Annotated in this window: 16 protein-coding genes and 1 pseudogene; 8 read left to right on the plus strand and 9 right to left on the minus strand. The window is 70.2% G+C overall.

All coding sequences use genetic code 11. The features are described 5' to 3' along the window. Positions 1-42: 42 nt before the first annotated feature. Entirely contained in the window at positions 43-2,115 is a 2,073-nt protein-coding gene (locus QIS96_RS24430; RefSeq protein WP_282544873.1) for a galactose-binding domain-containing protein, read from the minus strand. A gap of 451 nt (positions 2,116-2,566) precedes the next feature. On the opposite strand from QIS96_RS24430, the gene QIS96_RS24435 reads away from it, so the two are divergent. Beyond that, complete coding sequence (locus QIS96_RS24435; RefSeq protein ID WP_282544874.1) at positions 2,567-3,334, plus strand: SDR family NAD(P)-dependent oxidoreductase; 768 nt, start codon at positions 2,567-2,569, stop codon at positions 3,332-3,334. A gap of 63 nt (positions 3,335-3,397) precedes the next feature. On the opposite strand, the gene QIS96_RS24440 is transcribed toward QIS96_RS24435, so the two are convergent. After that, positions 3,398-3,742 (minus strand): hypothetical protein, encoded by a 345-nt coding sequence (locus QIS96_RS24440; protein WP_282544875.1) that lies wholly within the window; start codon positions 3,740-3,742, stop codon positions 3,398-3,400. A 46-nt stretch (positions 3,743-3,788) separates the two neighbouring features. Then, entirely contained in the window at positions 3,789-4,247 is a 459-nt protein-coding gene (locus QIS96_RS24445) for a nucleoside deaminase (RefSeq protein WP_349017413.1), read from the minus strand. A 194-nt stretch (positions 4,248-4,441) separates the two neighbouring features. On the opposite strand from QIS96_RS24445, the gene QIS96_RS24450 reads away from it, so the two are divergent. After that, positions 4,442-5,170: a peptidoglycan recognition protein family protein gene (locus QIS96_RS24450; protein ID WP_282544876.1), complete on the plus strand. Its 729-nt coding sequence runs from the start codon at positions 4,442-4,444 to the stop codon at positions 5,168-5,170. Positions 5,171-5,189: 19 nt separating this feature from the next. On the opposite strand, the gene QIS96_RS24455 is transcribed toward QIS96_RS24450, so the two are convergent. Beyond that, the gene (locus QIS96_RS24455) at positions 5,190-6,764 is read right to left on the minus strand and encodes a TIGR03086 family metal-binding protein (RefSeq protein ID WP_282544877.1); all 1,575 of its coding nucleotides are present in this window, start codon (positions 6,762-6,764) and stop codon (positions 5,190-5,192) included. A gap of 196 nt (positions 6,765-6,960) precedes the next feature. On the opposite strand from QIS96_RS24455, the gene QIS96_RS24460 reads away from it, so the two are divergent. Further along, a complete protein-coding gene (locus QIS96_RS24460; protein ID WP_282544878.1) occupies positions 6,961-8,763 on the plus strand; it encodes a DUF3556 domain-containing protein in 1,803 nt (600 codons plus the stop codon). After that, positions 8,760-10,177: pseudogene (locus QIS96_RS24465) on the plus strand (phytoene desaturase family protein). Before QIS96_RS24460 ends, QIS96_RS24465 begins: the two are co-directional and overlap by 4 nt. 10 nt (positions 10,178-10,187) lie before the next feature. Here the strand turns inward: QIS96_RS24465 and polX are convergent. From polX to QIS96_RS24480, 3 genes are all read right to left on the minus strand, one after another. Further along, a complete protein-coding gene (gene polX / locus QIS96_RS24470) occupies positions 10,188-11,945 on the minus strand; it encodes a DNA polymerase/3'-5' exonuclease PolX (RefSeq protein ID WP_282544879.1) in 1,758 nt (585 codons plus the stop codon). 92 nt (positions 11,946-12,037) lie between these two features. Further along, on the minus strand, positions 12,038-13,501 hold the full coding sequence (gene pntB / locus QIS96_RS24475; protein ID WP_282544880.1) for a Re/Si-specific NAD(P)(+) transhydrogenase subunit beta: 1,464 nt from the start codon (positions 13,499-13,501) through the stop codon (positions 12,038-12,040). A gap of 1 nt (position 13,502) precedes the next feature. Continuing rightward, positions 13,503-15,035: a Re/Si-specific NAD(P)(+) transhydrogenase subunit alpha gene (locus QIS96_RS24480; protein ID WP_282544881.1), complete on the minus strand. Its 1,533-nt coding sequence runs from the start codon at positions 15,033-15,035 to the stop codon at positions 13,503-13,505. 489 nt (positions 15,036-15,524) lie between these two features. Between QIS96_RS24480 and QIS96_RS24485 the strand changes: the two genes are divergently transcribed. The 3 genes from QIS96_RS24485 (at position 15,525) to QIS96_RS24495 (ending at position 17,922) form a co-directional block, all read left to right on the plus strand. Beyond that, complete coding sequence (locus tag QIS96_RS24485) at positions 15,525-17,099, plus strand: GMC family oxidoreductase (protein WP_282544882.1); 1,575 nt, start codon at positions 15,525-15,527, stop codon at positions 17,097-17,099. 47 nt (positions 17,100-17,146) lie between these two features. Continuing rightward, complete coding sequence (locus QIS96_RS24490) at positions 17,147-17,272, plus strand: hypothetical protein (RefSeq protein ID WP_282544883.1); 126 nt, start codon at positions 17,147-17,149, stop codon at positions 17,270-17,272. A gap of 137 nt (positions 17,273-17,409) precedes the next feature. Continuing rightward, on the plus strand, positions 17,410-17,922 hold the full coding sequence (locus tag QIS96_RS24495; protein ID WP_282544884.1) for a hypothetical protein: 513 nt from the start codon (positions 17,410-17,412) through the stop codon (positions 17,920-17,922). Between the two features lie 67 nt (positions 17,923-17,989). Here QIS96_RS24495 and QIS96_RS24500 read toward each other — a convergent pair whose 3' ends face one another. Further along, complete coding sequence (locus tag QIS96_RS24500; RefSeq protein WP_282544885.1) at positions 17,990-18,670, minus strand: pyridoxamine 5'-phosphate oxidase family protein; 681 nt, start codon at positions 18,668-18,670, stop codon at positions 17,990-17,992. A 207-nt stretch (positions 18,671-18,877) separates the two neighbouring features. Continuing rightward, positions 18,878-19,789, minus strand: a complete 912-nt coding sequence (locus QIS96_RS24505) for a LysR family transcriptional regulator (protein ID WP_282544886.1) — start codon at positions 19,787-19,789, stop codon at positions 18,878-18,880. Positions 19,790-20,003: 214 nt separating this feature from the next. On the opposite strand from QIS96_RS24505, the gene aspA reads away from it, so the two are divergent. Then, on the plus strand, positions 20,004-21,446 hold the full coding sequence (aspA, locus tag QIS96_RS24510) for an aspartate ammonia-lyase (RefSeq protein ID WP_282544887.1): 1,443 nt from the start codon (positions 20,004-20,006) through the stop codon (positions 21,444-21,446). Positions 21,447-21,671 lie beyond the last annotated feature (225 nt).

Genomic DNA, 21,671 nt, shown 5'->3' on the forward strand with positions numbered 1-21,671 from the left:
GTCAGGTCAGGTCAGGTCAGGTCAGGTCAGGTCAGGTTCAACTCAGCTGCTGAACACGCCCACTTCGCGGAGCGAATAGCCCCACTTGGTGCCTCGGTCCGTGCCGAGGACGCGTACGTAGCGCGCCGGAGTTGAAGCGAACCGTACGGTGTCCAGGCCGCCGTTCCCTGAGTCCGTGGACCAGGCCGTCCGCCAGTTCTCGCCGTCGTCCGACAGCTCGATGCGGTACGACTTCGCGTACGCGGCCTCCCAGTCGACGGTGACGCGCTCGATCGGCTTCGGGGAGCCGAGGTCGACCCGCAGCCACTGGTCGTTCTTCCACTCGCTGGCCCAGCGGGTGCCCTTGTCCCCGTCCACGGCCTTGCGGGCGCCGAAGTTGACGAACGGGTTCCACCACTCCGTCGTGGACGCCGAGGCGCTCGCGCCCGTGGCCAGGTTCTGGCCGAGGCGGTGCTTCTCGGAGCCGCCCCAGGTGTCGAGGTAGGACTCGGCGCCCGCGAAGAGGTCGTCCACCACCTCCTGGCCGCCGACGTTGCGGATGTCCTCGATCCAGTCCGGGACCATGCCGTAGTGCGCGGCGCCGTCGGTGTTGAAGTCCCACGTGCGTTCGCCGGTGGTCTGCTTGTCGATGACCGAGCCGCCGTCCGTGCTGCGGAAGGGGTACTTCACCGGGTTGGGGGCGTCCTCGCCGCGCGGGGCGGGCCAGCCGCCGACACCGTTCATGTCGGTGCCGAAGCCGTAGCCGACGTCGTACTTCTCGCGCAGCGGCGCCTTGCTCTTGGCCTCCTCGCTGAACGGCCCCGCGACGCTCATGTACTGGGCGGAGAACCCGCCGAGCTTGTAGAGCCGCTCGGTCCAGCCCGCGTCCATCCAGCTGTGCGAGGAGATGGCGCCCGGGTAGTCCTCGGACTCCAGCACCTCGAAGGCCTGATCAGCGGCCTTGACGCTCATGTGGTCGAGCTCCAGCATCATGTGACGCTTCATCATGCCGCGTAGCGCGTACTCACCGAGGTTGGTGAGCCCTCGGGTGTTGCACTGCGCGCCCGAGGCGTACGTGGGGACTTCCTCGCCCTTCGGGAGGCGCTTCTCGGCCTCCGGCGCCGCCGCGTTGCCGATGGGGTTGTCGTGCTGCGGACCCTTGCAGTCCTCCGTCTTCCAGTACGTGCCGGTCGACAGGAACTGGCCCACGTTGATGGCCGTGCCGAGCGCGCCGGAGTCGAAACGTACTCCGCACAGGGCGTTGTCGAACTTGTGGCAGAGGAACATGCTGCTGACGCCCAGCTCCTTCAACTCGTCCAGGCCACGGTCAATGTCCGCCTTGCTGCACTGCGCGACGTCCATGATCTGCTTGCAGCCGAACGGCTCCGAGGTCTCGACGCCCAGGACGACGGCCAACTTGCCCTGCTCGATGACCTTTCGGGCCTGCGCGCTGCTGGTGACGATCCGGAACCAGCCCTTGCCCGGACCGCCGTACATCTTGTCGACGAAGGCCTGCATGTCGTACGACTTCTTCGCCTCCAGGCGGATGGCGTCCATCTCGTCGCAGCCGCGGTCCTTGAAGAAGTAGACCGAGCAGATCACGCCGTTGGTGACCAAGTCGTTGACCAGGACCCGCTGGCCGCCGCGCCAGGCCCGCTCGATGCCCGCGTAGTAGTTCTGCTGGTGGGTCAGCGAGTCATGGGCCGGCCAGTCCTTGAACGTGGGCCAGCCGTTCGGGTCGTGCTTGCCGTCGCCGCCCTTGGTGATCATGTCGAAGACGGCGAAGGTGCCGTCGGGGTAGTGCTCGGGGCAGTCCTTGAGCGCGTCGGCGACGCCCTGCTCCGAGAACGGCTTGCCGCAGATCAGCCGGCCGCCGAAGCCCTCGTTGGACATGATGTGGTCGTGGGCGTCGACGAAGCCCCTGACCCGGCCCTGCGCGTCGGCGCCCTTGAAGGGCTCACCCGTGACATCGACCTGCGCGTCGGGCGCGGGCCGCGCGGTCGGGTTCCACCAGCCGGGGTCGGAGTCCGCCGCGGAGCTGGGCAGCGGGCCGAGCACCAGGGCCATCACGGTGAGGAACAGCGACACCACCGTGAGGGAACCGAGTCTGCGGCGCGGAGGTCGAGCCATGGTCATCACTCACCCTTTTGACATGTTCACGCAAGTTACTGGTGAGTTGAGGATTCCGACCGCCGCCCGTCGAGTCAATGGCCTGGAGCCACTGAGTTGACGATCCGTCAGTTGCGATCCGGTCTGCCCGGTCCGGTCCCGTCCGGTCTGGTCCTGCCCGGCTCGGCGCGGCGCGGCCAAAACATGAACGATGTTCACGTTACGGCGCGGCTCGCCCCGGACACAAGACCCAGGCGTGAACGGCCGCCTCCAGAAGGCCTGTTGGGGTGCGGACAGGCCCCGGCGGAGAGTCATGCACGTGCCGGTCCCCCAGCGGCGCCAGGGTGGGCGGATCGGCCACCTGGCGGCCCTGTTCCCGGTGTGGGGTGCCCTGACAGTGCCTGGTTCGCGTCCGCGAGGCGGGGGACGGTGGTCGGGCAGCCCAGAAGAGCTGGGTCTCATTCGACAGGAGAACAGCATGAACCCCACCTACGACTTCTCCGGGCAGGTGGCCCTGGTCACCGGCGCCGCCTCCGGTATGGGCCTGGCCGCCGCCCGCGCCTTCGCCGACTCCGGGGCAGCCGTGGTTCTGGCCGACCGGGACCGCGATGCCGTCCGCAAGGCTGCCGAGGAGATCACCGGCCCCGGGCGGCGGGCCGTCGGTGTCGTCTGCGACGTCACCGACGAGCAGCAGGTGGAAGCGGCGGTACGGCGCGCGGTGACGGAGTACGGGCGTCTGGACATGGCGTTCAACAACGCCGGCATCCAGGTGCCGCCGACCGACGCGGCCGACGAGACGGCCGACGCCTTCGACCGGGTCAACGCCGTCAACATGCGCGGCGTCTGGGCGGCGATGAAGCACGAACTGCGGCAGATGCGGGAGCAGGGCAGCGGCGCCATCGTCAACTGCTCGTCCCTGGGCGGGCTCGTCGGGCTGCCGGAGCGTGCGGCCTACCACGCCTCCAAGCACGGCGTCATCGGCCTGACCCGCAGCGCAGCGGTCGAGTACGCGCCCCGGGGCATCCGCATCAATGCCGTGTGCCCCGGCGTCATCGACACCCCGATGGTCGCCGACATGGTCGAGAACCAGGCCGAGGCGATGGCCGGGATCATCAAGGAGCAGCCCATCGGCCGCCTGGGGCGCGCGGACGAGGTCGCGGCGGCCGTCCTGTGGCTGTGCAGCCCCGGCGCCAGTTTCGTCGTCGGAACGGCTCTCCCCGTGGACGGCGGCTTCACCGTCCACTGATACGGCGCCGGAGGAGCTTCTCGTGGTCGCCGGTGCGTGGAAGCGCAGAGGTCCGCGAAACGCTCAGCGGTCCTTCTTGAGTTCCTCTGATCGCGCCAGCAGTTGCCCGGCGAATGCGTCCCAGTCCGGGCCGAAGCTCAGGAGGTCCGCACCGGCCTGCCCGAGGTTTTCGGCATCGTCGGGGCGCTGCAGGCACAGCAGCCGGAAAGCCAGGTTCCGTGCCCAGACGGGGAGTGCCGTCCAGTCCTCAGCCAGGGATTCCCGAAGCGCCTGCCAGATGTCCTCAGGAGCGGCGAAGGTCAGCTTCTCGATGAGGCGCCGGGCCTCGACCGGGATCTCCACAGCACCGTCGTTCACCCCCTTCGTCGAGACCTTCGACATGAGTTGAGTCAGGTCGGACACAGTCATCCGTTCTTCGTGGGCTCAGCCGGTAGGGCCGTCCCAGCCGGCGGCATCAGCCCGGATAGTCGTCGCCGATGTCCTCGTGCCACAACTCGGGCCTGGCGGCGATGAATTGCCGCATCAGCTCGGCGCACTCGTCGAGATCGAGGACCACGACTTCCACGCCGTGGCTGCGCAACAGGTCCTCGCTGGTCGAGAACGTGCGGTTCTCGCCGATGACGACGCGGGGAATCCCGTAGAGCAGGACCGCGCCCGTGCAGAGGAAACACGGCGACAGCGTGGTGAAGAGGGTCGCTTGCCGGTAGACGGAAGCGGGCTGCCTCCCGGCTCGCTCCACGCAGTCGATCTCGGCATGCAGGGTCGGACTCGCTTGCTGGACGCGCCGGTTGCGTCCCACGGCCAGCAACTCGCCGCCTGAGACGAGTGCGGCGCCGATCGGAACTCCGCCCTCGGCGCCGCCGATGCGCGCCTGCTTGATCGCGTGTTTCATCGATGCGTCGAACTCGGACACTGTTGCCTCCCGGGGAAACCGCTCGTTGGATTCGGTGAACAGGGGCAGCCGGTCAAGGGCCGCCGTGCCGAGGATGCCGGTTCGTGGGTGCTCCTCCCCCGACACAGGCGGGGCGTGGGCGAAGGCCGGCTCTCGCCTCACCCGTCTGGCCTTCTCATCTGCGCAGGGTACGTGGCTGCTCGCAGAATGGTTCGATGTGGTCCCGTCGGATGGTCCTTGCCACCGGGGTCGTGGCAGTGGCTGTGCTGGTTCTGCAGGACGCCCCGTCCCGTCCCACCCGGCCCGAGCCCGAGCGCGAGCCCGTCGCCGTCGGCCCGGCGGCCCCGCGGCCCCGGATCGTCAGCCGGAAGGCGTGGCGGGCCGACGAGGGACTGGTCAAGGAACGGGCGACCTATGCGGGCGCGGTGAGCTCGGTCTTCCTCCATCACACCGGCCATACGAACGGTTACGACTGCGCCGACGTCCCGCGGATGCTGCGCGCCATGCAGCGGCAGCACGTGGAGCGAGAAGGCTGGGACGACATGGGCTACAACTTCGTGGTGGACCGATGCGGAACCATCTACGAAGGCCGGGCCGGCGGCGTCGCACGTCCCGTACAAGGCGCGCACACCAAGGGCTTCAACGCCGGCACCATCGGCCTCGCGGCGCTCGGCACCTTCCGGTCCGGCACCCCGGTCCCCCCGGCCCTCGAGGCCGGGATCGCGAAGATCGCCGCCTGGAAGCTGCGGCCGGGGGCCGACCCCCGTGGCATGGTTCGGCTCGTCTCGACGAACGACGAGAGCACCTACAAGAAGGGCGAAGCGGCGCGACTCCACGTCATCTCCGGGCATCGCGACAGCTTCCAGACCGACTGCCCCGGCGACGCGTTGTACGAGCGGTTGCCCGCCATCAGGAAGGCCGTGGCCCTGCTGCGCAAGGACTGAGGTGGCCGAGGTGATCGCGTCACGTGACAGTGCGGCCCAGGTAGGCGGCGAGACGGTCGAGCGGTCCCGCGCCATCGGGGACCGGCTGCGGCGGGGCGAAGGAGCCGGCGGCGGTGCGGGGCAGTTCGCCGTAGATCTCGCGTACGACGGGGAGCGCCGTCTCAGCGACCTGCTGGACGGTGTCGAAGGGGCGCCCGACGGCCTGGGCCAGATCCCAGCCGTGGACCAGCATCTCGATCACCAACTGCTCGACGAGCCGCCGCCCGGGAGCGGGCCCGTAGCGCTGCTCCAGCATGTCCGGGCGGCTGAAGGCCGAGCGTGCGGCCTGGGATGCGGTACGGAACGCCGCGACATGGTCTTCCCCGAGATGGTCGGCGGTGAAGTCGGAACGGGGAGTTCCGTCGGCCAGGCCGGCCCACAGCAGGTTCTCCCACACCAGGTGGCCGAGGAGGGTGCGGACGTCCCAGTCCGCGCAGGGTGTCGGCCGGTCGAACTGGTCCGGCTGCACGGCGGAGACGAGCCCGCCGACGGCGTCCAGGACCACGTCGCAGGCGTGGAGCACGCCGGTCGGTTGCCACGCGTCCTGGCCCGCGTCGTACAGCTCGGCGAGCCGGGCGGCGCGTGCACCGGGCTCAGGGTGCGCCCGCAGTGCCGCCGTCAGCCATCGGCCGGCTGCCGCCATGCTGGGCCGCACGGGCAGGCCGTTGATGACGCACAGCAGCTGCCAGTACCGCTCCATACGCGTGTCGGAGGCGACTTCGAGCTGCTCCAGGAGCAGGCCCCTGGCCCGCGCGTCGTCGACGAGCGCCGTTCCGTCCGGAGCCGGCTGCGAGGGGATCCAGGTCGCCACGACGGCGGCGACGACGGGATCAGCTGCCGGCGAGTCCGGGGCGATTCCTTGCGCCGTCGCCGCCTCCACTCGCCGCAGCCAGTCGTCCGTCACCTGCTCGGCGTCCCGCAGCGCGCTGTCGTCGTGCTCGCCGGGGTGGTGTTCGGCGGCGTAGCGGGCCATGCGGCGCACACTGGCGCGCAGAGCCGGGTTCCGGACGAGTTCGCCCAGTTCGAGCCAGGCGTCGACCTGCTCGTCGGTGGGATCGGCAGGCAGGTCGGGGGTGGCTGCCAACAGGCCCCGCCGGTAGGTGGGCACGTCCAGTTCGCCCAGGGTGTCGGTGACGAACTCCCGGATGGTGGCGCGGCGTTCGGCGGCTGACATGCGCGCCAGCTCGGTCATGGTGGTGAGCCTCTCGGCAGTGGTGTCGCGGCGGGTGACGGAGCGCAGCACCGCTTGCTGCGTTCGCAGCGTGCGGATCTGCTGCTCCAGCGCGTCGATGTGGGTCGCGGCCACCTCGGGCAGGGTGCTCTCGCGCTCCAGTACGTCCCGGATCGCCGCAAGGCCCAGGCCGAGCCCGCGCAGTGTCTGTGCGAGCTGCAGCCGGGCCAGCGCCTCGGCGCCGTACAGCCGGTAGCCGGACGGAGTCCGACGTGCCGGGTGGACGACCCCGACGTCCGACCAGTGCCGGATCAGCTTCACCGAAAGCCCGGTCTTGCGGGCGACCTGCCCGATGCTCCAGAGCGTGTTCTCACCGACGTGCATGCACTCCACCCTCGGGTCTCCCATGAAGGGAGAGTCAACAGTTCAGCGGCCCGTCGCCGTGCTCGTCGTCCCGGACGTTCCGAAGAAACCCGTCGGTAGGATCGACGAACCGACGCTCCGTCAGCAGGCGCTCACTCCCTCCGCCTGAGCCCGTCCACCGGCCCCCCCCCCACAAGAACTCAAAGGTGTGCTCCCCATGGGCTTCATGAAACCCACGCTGCCGGCGGTCGACGCCGATGCCTTCCGTGCGCTGCCGCGCCCTGACCGGCTGCGCATCCTCACCCGCGACTGGGTCGAGAACGGCTTCGGCAGCCCGTACGCGGTGTACCTCTTCTATCTCGTCAAGTGCCTGCTGTACGTGGGCGGGGCGGCGTTAGTCATCTCCCTTACGCCGGGCCTGAGTTCGGTCTCGGAGATCGGGTCCTGGTGGTCCGAGCCGATCGTCTACCAGAAGCTGATCGTCTTCACGCTGCTGTGGGAGGTGATCGGCCTGGGCTGCGGCTCCGGCCCGCTGACCTCCCGCTTCAACCCGCCGATCGGCTCGGTCCTGTACTGGCTGCGGCCCGGCACGATCCGGCTGCCTCCGTGGCCGGGCAGGGTCCCGCTGACGCGCGGCGACCGGCGCGGGATCGTCGACGTCCTGCTGTACGCCGGCGTCCTCGCCTCCGGGGTCTGGCTGCTCGGCCGCCCCGGCGACGGCACGTCCATAGCGGGCTTCGGGCAGGTCGGCCTGATCGACCCGCTGGCCGCCGTGCCGCTCATCGCGAGCGTGGCGGTCCTCGGACTGCGGGACAAGACGATCTTCCTCGCCGCGCGCGGTGAGCAGTACTGGCTGTCGCTGCTCGTCTTCTTCTTCCCGTACAACGACCAGTTCATCGGCTTCCAGCTGGTCATGCTGGCGATCTGGTGGGGTGCGGCGACGTCCAAGCTCAACCACCACTTCCCCTTCGTGGTGGCGACGATGCTGAGCAACGCGCCGCTGGTGCCCGGGGGGCGCGTCAAGCGCGCCCTCTACCGGAACCATCCGGACGACCTGCGCCCCTCGAAGCTGCCGTTCCTGCTCGCGCACATCGGCACCGCCACCGAGTACCTCGTCCCGCTCTACCTGGTCTTCCTCGGCGACGGCGGCCGGCTGACCTGGGCGGCCCTGATCTACATGGCCGTGTTCCACCTGCACATCCTGTCGGCCATCCCGATGGGCGTGCCGCTGGAGTGGAACATCTTCTTCGTCTTCTCGCTGTTCTACCTCTTCGGCGCCCACGGCGACCTGACGGTCTGGGACCTCCAGTCGCCCTGGCTGCTCGCGGTGCTCCTGCCGAGCCTGGTGCTGCTTCCGGTCCTCGGCAACATCCGCCCCGACCTCGTCTCCTTCCTGCCCGCGATGCGCTACTACGCGGGCAACTGGGCCACCAGCGTCTGGGTGTTCACCGGCGACGCCATGAACCGCATGGAAGCCGGCCTGACCACCGCGACCCGGCTCGCCGCCCACCAGCTGGAGACGCTGTACGACGCGGACACCGCCATGCTCACCATCAGCAAGGCCGACGGATTCCGGTCCATGCACTCCCACGGCCGCGCCCTCAACGGACTCGTCGACCGGGTCACCGACAGCCAGGACGACTTCGTAACCGTCGAGGGCGAGGTCGTCGCCGGCTTCGCGGTCGGCTGGAACTTCGGCGAAGGCCACCTGCACAACGACCAGTTGCTGCGCGCCGTCCAGGACCGCTGCGGCTTCGCGCCCGGCGAGGTCCGCGTGATCTGCCTGGAGGGCCAGCCCATCCACCGCCAGACCCAGGTGTACGAGATCCACGACGCCTCCCTCGGCCTCCTCGAAAGCGGACACGTGAAGGTGCGCGACATGCTGGACCGGCAGCCGTGGCCCACCGACGGCCCCAACTACCCGGTCCACGGGGTGCGTTCACTGCACCCGCTGCGGCCGGTGCCGTCCGCCGCGTCGCCCACGGACGCGTCGCCCACGGACCTGGGCACGGCGTCATGAACACCGCCGTCATCGTCGGCGGCGGGCCCAACGGGCTCGCCGCCGCGGCCCTCCTCGCGCAGGAGGGCCTGGACGTCACGCTCCTGGAGGCCGCGGACGAGGTCGGCGGCGGCACCCGAAGCGACGAGGCGCTGCTGCCCGGTCTGCTGCACGACCACTGCTCGGCCATCCACCCCATGGCCGTCAGCTCCCCCGCCCTGCACAAGCTCGACCTGGAACGGCACGGTCTGCGCTGGAAGTTCGCGGACGTCGACTGCACCCACCCGCTGGACGACGGCAGTTCCGGGGTGCTGCTGCGCTCCGTCGACGCAACGGCCCCCTGCTCGGCCCCGACGGCGACCGCTACCGCGCCCTGTTCGCACCCTCCGTACGCGACTGGGACTCTCTGGCCGAGGACACCCTCGGCCCGCTCCTGCGCGTCCCGAGCCACCCGCTGCTGCTGGCGCGCTTCGGTCTGCCGACCGCGCTGCCCGCCTCCGTCCTCGCCCGGCTCTTCAACACGCCCCAGGCGCAAGCACTTTGGGCGGGCGTCGCGGCGCACAACTTCCGGCCGCTGTCCCGCCCCTTCACGTCCGCGATCCCCCTCGGCATCCTCACCGCCGGGCACGCGGCCGGTTGGGCCGTCGCCGAGGGCGGCTCCCAGTCCATCGCCCGCGCACTCGAAGCCGCCCTGCGCGAGCACGGCGGCACGATCCACACCGGCGTACGCATCACCGACGCCGCGCAGCTCCCGCCCGCCGACGTGACGCTCCTGGACCTCGACCCCGGTCAGGTCGCCGCGATCTACGGGGACCGGCTGCCGAAGCGGGTGCGGCGCGCGTACGAACGCTTCCGGCGCGCGCCCGGGGCCTTCAAGCTGGACCTGGCCGTGGACGGCGGCATTCCGTGGACGAACGAGCCGTCGCGCCGCGCCGTCACCGTCCATCTCGGCGGCCCGCTCGCCGAGGTGGCCCGCCTGGAGAGGGACGTGGTGGCCGGCCGGATGCCCGAGCGGCCCTTCGTCCTCGTCTACCAGCAGTACCTGGCCGACCCGTCCCGGTCCGTCGGCGACGTCCACCCGGTGAACCTGTACGCGCATGTCCCGTACGGCTACGACGGCGACGCGACGGAGGCGGTCCTCGGGCAGCTGGAGCGGTTCGCGCCCGGCGTCCGCGAACGCATCGTCGGCATGCGGACCACCGGGCCCGCCGCATTCGCCGCGACCAACCCCAACTTCGCCGGCGGCGACATCGTCACCGGCGCCAAGACCGTGCCCCAACTCCTCCTCGGCCCACGCCCGGCACTCGACCCGTACTCCACCGGCATGCCCGGCGTGTACGTGTGCTCGGCCGCCACCCCGCCCGGCCCCGGGGCGCACGGCATGTGCGGCGCGGGTGCGGTGGCGTCCGCGCTGCGGCACCTTCGCGGGAAGTGAGGGGTTCAGGTCAGCCGCGGGCCTTCCGGCCGGTTCCGCCCTTGCGCAGGAAGCGCTGCAGGCGGGTCCGCGGCCAGGTGTTGATCACGTCGTCCTTCGTGAGCCAGCCGCGCTGCGCCATGCCCACTCCGTAGCGCATGTTGGCCAGGTGGAGGACGGAGTGGGCGTCACTGTCGACGGCGAACTTCACGCCGTGCCGGCGGGCCCGCAGGATGTCCTCGTCGCGCAGATCGAGCCGCGCGGGATGGCCGTTGATCTCCAGGGCGGTGCCGGTGCGCGCGCACGCGGCGAAGATCTCGTCGAGGTCGGCGTCGACGGGCGGCCGCTTGCCGATGACGCGGGTGGTGGGGTGCCCGATGACGTTGACGTAGGGGTTCTCGCAGGCCCGTACGATCCGCCGGGTCAGCGCCGCACGCCCCTGGTTGAAGTGCGAGTGCACCGAGGCCACGCACAGGTCGAACCCGGCCAGGAACTCCTCCGGCCAGTCCACCTCGCCGTCCGGGTCGATGTTCAGCTCCACGCCGTGCAGCAGCCGCAGGCCCCGGCCGCCCCTGCCTCTGTAGGCGCCGTCGAGTTCCCGTACGCGGTCGCGCTGGGCCAGCATCCGTTCGTCCGTCATGCGCTGCATGACGAGGTCGGGGCCGTGGTCGGTGATCGCGTAGTAGGCGTAGCCGCGTTCCGCTGCCGCGGCGACCATCTCCTCCAGGGGGGCGAGGCCGTCGGTGAGGTCGGTGTGCGTGTGCAGGTCGCCGCGGATGTCCTGCTCCTCGACCAACTCGGGCAGCTCGTCGTGCAGCCCGGCCTCGATCTCGCCGCGGTCCTCGCGCAGGGTGGGCGGGATCCACGGCAGGCCGAGCCGCGCGTACACCTCCTCCTCGGTCTCGGAGACGATCTTCTCGTCGCTCTCGGCGTCGAAAAGGCCGTACTCGGAGAGCTTGAGCTTCTGGTGGACGGCCAGTTCGCGGGTGCGGATGTTGTGCGCCTTGGAGCCGGTGAAGTACTGCAGCGCCGCTCCCCAGGAGTCCGGCGGCACGACGCGCAGGTCGACCTGGAGGCCCTTGGTGGTGCGGATCGACGTCTTCTTGCTGCCGTGCACGATGACCTCCGAGACGTACGGCAGCTCGGTGAACGCCCGCATCAGCGGCGCGGAGGTCTCGGCCGCGGCGAGCACGTCGATGTCGCCGATGGTCTCGCGGAAGCGGCGCAGCGACCCTGCGTGGGTGCAGCGTCGACAGCCGGTCACCTTGGACAGCTCGGTGACGATGTCGTCGGCGAGGTCCGTGGCGGTGTCGAGCAGGACGCGCTCCGCGGAGGAGCGGAGGAGTTCGATGCCGTGGAGGAGGTTCTCCTCCGTCTTCGGCCCGAAGCCCTTCAGGTCGCGCAGCCGTTCGTCGTGGATGGCGTCGGCCAGTTCCTCGACGGAGGAGATGCCCAGCTCCTCGTACAGGTGGAAGGCCTTCTTCGGGCCGAGCATGGGGATGGCGGTGAGGCGGCGGACCCCGGCGGGGATCTTCGCCCGCAGCTCCTCGACGGCGGCCACGCTGCCGCTGCGGCAGTACTCGACGGTCTTCTCGGCGATCGACTTGCCGACGTTGGGGATATCCCGCAGGCCCTTGACGTCGAGGGTGGACACGTCGGTGTGGTGGCCGCCGATCGAGCGGGCGGCCTTCTCGTAGACGCGCGCCCGGTAGGCCTCGCCGCCGGTGATCGAGATGAGGTCCGCGTACTCCCGGAACAGCTCCGCGACCTCTTCGTTGGACCGGGTCATGCCTTCCGGGTGGGCAGGGAACGCCCATTCATGCATGCGGGGCCGGGCCGGTTCACGGCTTCGTGAGCGTGAACCGGCCCGGCGCCGCCTTCTCACACCTTTACGGAAGCACCCGTCCCGGCGCGTCGGTCCTGCGCACCCAGCGCGCCGACGATGTCCTCGACGCGGTCCTTCGCGTCGCCGAACAGCATCGCCGTGTTCTCCCGGAAGAACAGCGGGTTCTGAACTCCCGCGTATCCGGAGGCCATTGACCGCTTGAACACGATGACCTTGCCCGCGTTCCACACGTTGAGCACCGGCATCCCGGCGATGGGGCTGCCCGGGTCCTCGGCCGCGGCCGGGTTGACCGTGTCGTTGGCTCCGATCACGAGGACGACGTCCGTCTCGGCGAAGTCGTCGTTGATCTCGTCCATCTCCAGAACGATGTCGTACGGCACCTTCACCTCCGCCAACAGCACGTTCATGTGGCCGGGAAGCCGTCCTGCGACCGGGTGGATGCCGAACCGCACGTCCACGCCCTTCGCCCGCAGCTTCGAGGTGAGCTCCGCGACCGGGAACTGCGCCTGCGCCACGGCCATCCCGTATCCGGGCGTGATGATCACCGACCGTGCCTCGGCGAGGAGTTCGGCCACACTCTCGGCGGTGATCTCGGTGTGCTCGCCGTACTCCACATCCGAACTCGCCGGGGCCTCGATGCCGAAACCACCCGCGATCACGGACAGGAACGAGCGGTTCATGGCCTTGCACATGATGTACGAGAGGTAGGCACCCGAGGAGCCGACGAGCGCGCCGGTCACGATCAGCAGGTCGTTCTCCAGGAGGAAGCCCGACGCCGCCGCGGCCCAACCCGAGTAGCTGTTGAGCATCGACACGACGACCGGCATGTCACCGCCGCCGATCGACGCCACCAGATGCCAGCCGAGCGCGAGCGCCACCACGGTGACCGCGATCAGCAGCCACAGCGCCGGCGTGATCGTGAACCACACCGTCAGCGCGACGAACAGCACGAGCGCACCGACGTTCAGGGCGTTCTTGCCGGGCAGCATCAACGGCTTGGAGTTGATCTTCGCGGAGAGCTTCAGGTTGGCCACGATGGAGCCGGTGAACGTCACCGCCCCGATGAACACCCCGATGAACACCTCGGCGTGGTGGATGCCGAGGGTGCCGAGCGCGGCCAGGGACTCGGCCTCCGCGCCGCCCGGGTGGTTCTCGACGGCGAGGAAGCCGTTCCAGCCTACGAGGACGGCGGCGAGGCCGACGAACGAGTGCAGCAGCGCGATGAGTTCGGGCATTCCGGTCATCTCGACGCGGCGGGCCCGCTGCAGGCCTATCGCCGCGCCGATCAGCATGGCGACGGCGAGGAGGCCGAGGCCTGCGGCGCTGAGGTCGCCTGCGGCGGCGAGCACGAGCGTCGCGACCAGGGCGACTCCCATGCCGAGCATGCCGAAGGCGTTGCCGAGGCGCGCCGATTCGTGCTTGGAGAGGCCCGCGAGGGCCAGGATGAACAGCAGGGCCGCAATGAGGTAGGCCGCCTGGGCGGCGATGGTCGCAGACATCTCAACTCCTGCTGAACATGGCGAGCATCCGACGCGTCACCGCGAAGCCGCCGACGATGTTGATGGTGGCCAGAAGGATCGCCACGAACGAAAGGGCCATGACGGCGGTACTCGTCGAGTGCCCGATCTGCAGCATCGCGCCGACCACGATGATCCCGGAGATCGCATTGGTCACGGACATGAGCGGCGTGTGCAAGGCGTGGTGGACATGGCCGATCACGTAGTAGCCGATCACGATCGCGAGCACGAAGACGGTGACACGCGGCAGCAGCGCCGGCGGCGCGAACGCGGCGGCGAGGAAGAGCGCGAGCGCCCCGAAAGCCACCCCGCCGAACCGCTGCGCCGTCGTCATCGGCGCCTTCTCCGGCTGCTTCTCCGGTACGGGCTGCGCCGCGGCCGCCGGGGCCGGTGCGGCCGAGACCTGCACGGGCGGGGCCGGCCACGCCAACTCGCCTTCCCGTACGACGGTGATGGAGCGCTGGACCGGGTCGTCCCAGTCGAGTACGAGCTGCGCGTCCTGGTCCGGCGTCATCAGCTTGAGCAGGTTGACGAGGTTGGTGCCGTACAACTGCGAGGCCTGTGCGGGCAGTCGGCCCGCCAGGTCGGTGTAGCCGATGATCGTCACGCCGTTCTCCGTGACGACCTTCTCGCCCTTCACCGTGCCCTCGACGTTGCCGCCGTTGGCCGCCGCCATGTCGACGACCACCGAGCCCGGCTTCATCTCCGCCACCATCTCGGCCGTGATCAACTTGGGCGCGGGGCGGCCCGGGATCAGCGCGGTGGTGATGACGATGTCGACCTCACGGCTCTGCGCGGCGTACAGCTCGACCTCGCGCGCCTTGTAGTCGTCGCCCATCTCCTTCGCGTAACCGGTCGCCGAGACCTCGGCCTCCTGCGACTCGATGGACAGGTAATCGCCGCCCAACGACCGCACCTGCTCGGCCACTTCCGGCCGCGGATCGGTCGCCCGTACGATCGCGCCGAGCGAGCCCGCCGCGCCGATCGCCGCGAGACCGGCGACACCCGCACCCGCTACCAGGACCTTCGCGGGCGGCACCTTGCCCGCCGCCGTCACCTGCCCCGTGAAGAACCGGCCGAACTCGTGGGCCGCCTCCACCACCGCCCGATACCCGGCGATGTTGGCCATCGACGACAACACGTCCATCGACTGCGCCCGGCTGATCCGCGGCACCGCGTCCATCGACAACGCCGTGAACGGCCGACGCCCCAACTCCTCGACCATCTCGGGGTCGAAGGCCGGCGAGAACAGCGCGATCACCGTCGCCTCCGCCCGCACCCCGTCCAGCTGGGCGGGATTGGGCGCGTTCACACCGAGCACCACATCCGCCGCCGCCGCGTCGCCGATGCTCGCGCCCGCACCCTCGTACGCGCTGTCCGAGAAACTCGACGCGAGACCCGCACCCGGGTCGACGACCACCTCGTATCCCAGCTTGCGAATCTGCTCCACCGTGGCCGGCGTCGCCGCCACACGGCTCTCACCCGCCCGCGCCTCCTTGAGGACTCCGACGATCACAAGGGCTCTCCGTTCGCCGTGCCTGCCGTCATCGGCCAGCCTCCAACTCGACTAAATATGCGCATGGACGGGCGCCTGGATATGGGCTTGGACGTGCGCCCGCCGTGATCAGGACTGCGCGACCAACCTCACCCCGTGAGCGGCTCCCCGGGAAGGCTTCGGAGGCGAATGTCGTGAACACAACACCTACGGGGCGACGGCTGCGTACGGCGGCCGGCTTCTCCGCGTCTGATCCCCGGGGAGGGCGCCCCTCACACCTCGCGCTCATGTGACGTGAGCCGCCCACGGCTGCTTCTGCGCATGCGCGCCCAGCAAGGGCCGGAACGCTACTCGCGGCACGACCGGCCGGTGAGACACGATCAACTCCTCGACCGCTCGCCACCACGCCGTTCGTCACACACGCATTCCCCAGCCAGGTCCTTCAGCCAGGCGCCTCGGTCAGGTGCTTCAGCCAGGTTCTTCAGTCAGGTTCTTCAGCCAAGGGACGGGATGAACATGTACGACTACGTCATCGTCGGCGCAGGCTCCGCGGGCTGTGTGCTCGCCGCGCGCCTCTCCGAGGACCCCGACGTGCGGGTGGCCCTCGTGGAGGCCGGCGGGCCCGACACCGCTCAGGAGGTCCACGTCCCCGCCGCCTTCCCGCAACTGCTCAAATCAGGCCTCGACTGGGACCTGGACTCGGAGCCGGAGCCCGGCATCGGCGGGCGGCGCACGTACCTGCCGCGCGGCAGGATGTTCGGCGGCTGCAGCTCCATCAACGCGATGATCTACATCCGGGGCAGCCGCGCCGACTACGACGGCTGGGCCGCGTCCGGCGCCACCGGCTGGTCGTACGACGAGGTCCTGCCGTACTTCAAACGCTCCGAGGACAACGAGCGCGGCGCGGACGAGCACCACGGCACGGGCGGGCCCCTGACCGTCAGCGAGGGCAGGTCGGAGCACCCGCTCGCCACCGCGTTCGTACGGGCCGCGCAGCAGGCCGGGCACAAGGCGAACGACGACTTCAACGGCCCGTCCCAACTCGGCGTGGGGCGCTACCAGTTGACGCAGCGCGGCGGCATGCGCTGCAGCTCGGCCGTCGCCTTCCTGCACCCGGCCCTCGAACGCCCCAACCTCACGGTGCTCCCGTCGACCCGCGCGCACCGCGTGGTGGTCGAGGGCGGCCGGGCCGTGGGCGTCGAGGTGGAGCGGGGCGGGACGGTCGAGGTGGTCCGCGCCGAGCGGGAGGTGATCCTGTCCGCGGGCGCGTACGAGTCGCCGAAGCTGCTGATGCTGTCCGGGATCGGCCCGGCGGCGCTGCTGTCCGCCCTCGGCCTGGACGTCCTGCGCGACCTGCCGGTGGGCGAGGGGCTGCAGGACCACTACATGACGCTCCTGAACTTCCGTACCGACACCGAGTCGCTCGTCTCGGCCGCGACGCCGGAGAACGCAGCGCTGCTGCAGAGCGAGGGGCGCGGCCCGCTGTCTTCGAACCTCGCCGAGACCGGCGGTTTCTTCCGCAGCAGGCCCGAACTCGCCGCCGCCGACCTGCAGTTCCACGCCGCGCCGGTCCTCTTCCACCAGGAGGGCCTCGGTCCGGTGACCGAGCACGGCTTCGCGTTCGGACCGTGCGTCCTCGCCCCGACGAGCCGCGGCGCGGTGACGCTGCGCTCGCCGCGCCCGGACGCCGCGCCCCGCATCGTGCACAACTACCTGACGACGGCGGAGGACCGGGACGCGATCGTCGCCGGTATCCGCATCGCATTGGACATCGCGGCCCAGCAGGCCGTGACCGAGCACGTCACAAGGCCGTTCGATGTGCCGCCCGCCTCCGGCTCCGACGCGGACCTCCTCGCCTGGGCGCGCAGTTCCGGACAGACGCTCTACCACCCGACCTCGACCTGCGCGATCGGCTCCGTGGTCGACCCCGAGCTGCGGGTGTACGACGTGGCGGGGCTGCGCGTCGTCGACGCCTCGGTCTTCCCTTCGGTGCCGCGCGGCAACACCAACGCGCCCACGATCATGGCCGCGGAGAAGGCGGCCGACCTCATCAAGGGGGCCATGCCTGTCCAGGGAGCCGCGTGATGACCATGTCACCGCCGGCCGATCGGCTGTAGGACATCGACCGGGCCGTGGACGACCTGGCCCTGCGGCGTGAACTCCTCATGCAGCTGGGTGAGTTGACGCAGGCGCGGAACATCGCGGGCGGCGAGGGCGGGCCTCCGGGGGCGTCCCGGCCCCCGGAGCTCCTTCCCTGAGGTGGAGCTGCAGACGGTCGCCGTCCTCGCCCGCGAAGCCTCACCGGTCGCCGTCGGTACCCTCACCGTTCCCGGATACCTCGGCGCCCGCTTCTGCGCGAAACCGACTGTCAGAGGTGGTCCGTAGGGTCGTAGCCATGAACGTGACCTCATCGCGGTGGCGCGACAATCCCCGTCTCAACCAATGGCTCAGCACCCAGGAGGCGGCCTTCCCCGCCTGGCGGCAGGCCACGTCGGGGACTTGGGACTTCACCCCCGAGTCTCTCGACCGGCTCGAAGACATCCTGCTCAGCCGGTACGCCGACCACGAGGAAGCCGACGCCGCGCACGAGAGCCCCTTCATGACGGTCGCCGTCTGGTATCTGGGAGAGACCGTCCGCCGTGCCCACCCGAACGCCGTCTGGTCCTGCAGCCCCACCCCGGGCGAGGGCTCCTACGCCCGGATGAGCCCCCTGCTGACGTACGCCACGGAAACGCTCGACGAGCAGGTCCGCGAGGAGGTCGAGGAGCGCGAGGCCACGTACGACGAAGTCCTGCCGTTCCACGACCCGACCGACGACATCACGGCCCTGCACATCAGCGACGGGCACCTGCGCGAGATCCTGGACGACTACGCCGCCTTCCAGGAATTCCTGGACTCCCTTGCCTGATGACGTCCCGGACGCTCTGTTCGCCATGGCCGAGGGCGGTCTCGCGCACGCGGCGTTCAGTTGCCTCTCAACTGGCCCGCGTATTGCTGCGGTTGACGATGTGCTGCGGCGGCTCGACGCCTTCCGGAAGACGGGGGTCGGGTTCGGGGGCGCCCCATGTGGCGGCCAGCGGGAGGACGCCCGCCCAGTTACCGAGGGCGGCGTCGGGTCCCTCGCCGTCGTCGGGGCCGCCGGTGCGTATCTTCACCGACGCCTCTTCGAGGGAGAGGGCGAGCAGTGTCGTCGCGGCCAGTTCCTTGCGGTTCGGCTGCCGCGCGTAGGCCCACTGTCCGGGTGTCGCGTGCTCCGTCAGACAACGCAGGCCCGCCCACTTCTCGTCCGGGTCCGCGACGAGGCGGGGCACGCCATGGACCATCGCGCTGCGGTAGTTGACGCCGTGCTCGAACACCGACCGGGCGAGGACCAGTCCGTCCACATGCGTCACGGTCACGCACACCGCCGCCCCCGGTGAGGCGAGCAGGCTGCGGCTGGCGACGGAACCGTGGAAGTAGAGGTTCCGGCCATCGCTGCCGTAGACGGTCGGCACGACCATGGGGGTTCCGTCGATGACGACCCCGACATGGCAGATGAAGCCCGCCTCCAGAATCGCGTCGAGCTGCGCCCGGTCGAGGCTGCCCTGCTCGCGCAGCCGGCGATGACGCGTCCGGTCGGTCTCCGGGAGGGCGGACGAGAGCTGATCGTTGGTCATGTCGACTCTTTCGCAAGCGAGTTGGGCGTGAGTGGCGGCACAAGGTGGGGCCGCCAGCGACCCAACACCTACGCTAACGATATTCGCGGCGCCAGCGCCACCAAACTGCGAAATCAGTTGCCCGAATGGGTCATTGGTTCGGAAACACTTGTCGAGCGACTTCGGTGCGCGCCAGAGTCGCGATCGACAACGGCGCGTGCCGCCCGTTCAGGAGCCGACCGCGGCGGCCTGGTCCTGCAGTTCGCGCAATACGAGGCGCAGCAGCGGGTGTTGCTCGCTGCCTCGCCGGACCGCCGTGTATACGCGCCGCTGGGGGCGGAAGTCGCCGACCGGGCGGGTGGCGGCGCCGCCGAAAGCGATGCCGTGGAGCGCGGAGCGAGGCACCAGGGCCACGCCCGCGCCGGCGGAGACGAGGGCACACACCGCGCGGGAGTCGTCGGCCAGGCACTCGACCTGAGGCTGGAAGCGGGCCTCTTCGCAGGCGCGCATGACGACGTCGTGGACCGGATTGCCGGGCCACGGTGTGATCCACGGATCGTCGCTCAGGTCGGCCAGGTTCACCTCCGGGGCGTCCGCCAGCGGGTGACCGGACGGCAGCACGACGTCGAACGGCTCCCCGTACAACGGCTCACGCAACAGCTGCTCACTGCTCTGACCTGTGGTGTCCTGGTGTTCCACCGACAGGGCGATGTCGACCGCGCCGTCGATGAGGAGACGCTGGCTCGCACGCCCTTCCGCGTCCTTCACCCGGATCCGCACCTGCGGAACGCGGTCCCGCAGCGCCGCCACCGCCGGGGCCACCACCTCAGTGATCGCACTCGCGAATGCGGCAATGGCCACCTCTCCGGCCAGTCCCGCCGCGCAGGCGGCCATATCCGCCTCGGCCTCCTCCAGCTGCGCGGCGATCTTCGTCGCGTGGGCGGCGAGGACCGCGCCCGTGGGAGTCAGCCGAACGGTGCGCCCGCGCCGCTCCAGGAGAACCTGCCCGACCTCCGCTTCGAGCGCGGCGAGCTGCTGCGAGGCAGCCGACGGGGACAGGTAGAGGGCGTGGGCCGCGGCGGTGACGGTGCCGTGCTCGGCCAGAGCCCGCAGCACTCGGAGCCTTCGTGGATCGATCACGTACGGCAGTACAGCAGAAGTCTGTCCGTGAAGCAGAGCTTCACAGGCGATCCGCGGAAACAGCGATGGACTTCACAGCGGCGACGCTCCAGAGTTGTCCCCCGTGAAGCCACCGGCGACGACCGCCGCCGCCGGCACGTTCACGCCACGTCGTCCTTCGCCGCCCTGATCCGCGCGTTTCGCCGTCCCTCATCGCTAAGGAACTGCTGTGCCCATGACTGCCGACCATCGCCGCGAGCACGACCTGCTCGGCGACCGGGACGTGCCCGCCGACGCGTACTGGGGCATCCACACCCTGCGCGCCCGGGAGAACTTCCCCATCACGGGCACGGCGATCTCGGCGTACCCCCACCTGATCGACGCCCTCGCGGCGGTCAAGGAAGCCGCGGTCCGCGCCAACGAAGAGCTCGGGCTGCTCCCCGCGGACAAGGCCGACGCCATCGCCGCCGCCTGCCGGGAGATCCGGGACGGCAAGCTGCACGACCAGTTCGTCGTCGATGTGATCCAGGGCGGCGCCGGCACCTCGACGAACATGAACGCCAACGAGGTGATCGCCAACCGGGCCCTGGAGATCCTGGGCCACGCCAAGGGCGACTACCGGCATGTGCACCCCAATGAGGACGTCAACCTCAGCCAGTCCACCAACGACGTCTACCCGACCGCCCTCAAGGTCGCCACGATCAGCGCGGTGCACGGGCTGCTCGACGCGATGGCGGTCCTGCGCGACGCCTTCGCCGCCAAGGCGGAGGAGTTCCGCGACGTCCTGAAGATGGGCCGCACCCAGCTCCAGGACGCGGTGCCCATGACGCTCGGCCAGGAGTTCTCGACGTACGCGGTGATGCTGGAGGAGGACCGCAGCCGGCTTGCCGAGGCCGCGCTGCTCGTGCACGAGATCAACCTCGGAGCGACCGCCATCGGCACCGGCCTGAACGCCCCCGCGGGTTACGCCGAAGCAGCCCGTAGGCATCTCGCCGCCCTCACCGGGCTGCCGTTGGTGACCGCCGCCAACCTCGTCGAGGCCACCCAGGACTGCGGTGCGTTCGTGCAGATGTCCGGTGTGCTCAAGCGCATCGCCGTCAAGCTCTCCAAGAGCTGCAACGACCTGCGGCTGCTGTCCTCCGGGCCGCGCGCCGGGCTCGCGGAGATCAACTTGCCGCCGGTGCAGGCGGGTTCGAGCATCATGCCCGGCAAGGTCAATCCGGTGATCCCCGAGGTCGTGAACCAGGTCGCCTTCGAGGTGATCGGCAACGACGTCACCATCACGATGGCCGCCGAGGCGGGACAGCTCCAGCTCAACGCCTTCGAGCCGGTCATCCTGCACTCCCTCTCGGAGAGCATCACCCACCTGGGTGCCGCCTGCCGCACACTGGCCGAACGGTGCGTGTCCGGCATCACCGCCAACACCGAGGCGCTGCGCGCGAGCGTCGAGAACTCCATCGGCCTGGTCACCGCGCTCAACCCGCACATCGGCTACACGGCCGCCACCGACATCGCCAAGGAAGCGCTCGCCTCCGGCCGCGGCGTCGCCGAACTCGTCCTGGAGAAGGGCCTGCTCCCCGCGGACCGGCTCACCGACCTGCTCCGCCCCGCCGGCATCGCCGGCACGGGACCGGCCCCCGCCGAGACGGGACCGGCCCTCGCCGGGACGACCGCCTGACGCCGGTCACGGGCCGGGCCCGCATCACCGGCTGATCCCGCGTAACCGGCCGCCCCCGAATCACCAGCCGACCCCAACTGACGGGCGAGACAAGCCCAGTGGAGGAATGCAGCCATGGCAACGGCGCCCAGCGTCTCGTATTCGATGACCGTGCGGCTGGAGGTTCCCGCCGGGGGCACCGCCGTCAGCCGGCTCACCACTGCCGTGGAGTCCTCCGGCGGTTCC

Origin of the sequence: Streptomyces cavernicola (assembly GCF_029968035.1) — a bacterium.
Classification (GTDB): domain Bacteria; phylum Actinomycetota; class Actinomycetes; order Streptomycetales; family Streptomycetaceae; genus Streptomyces; species Streptomyces cavernicola.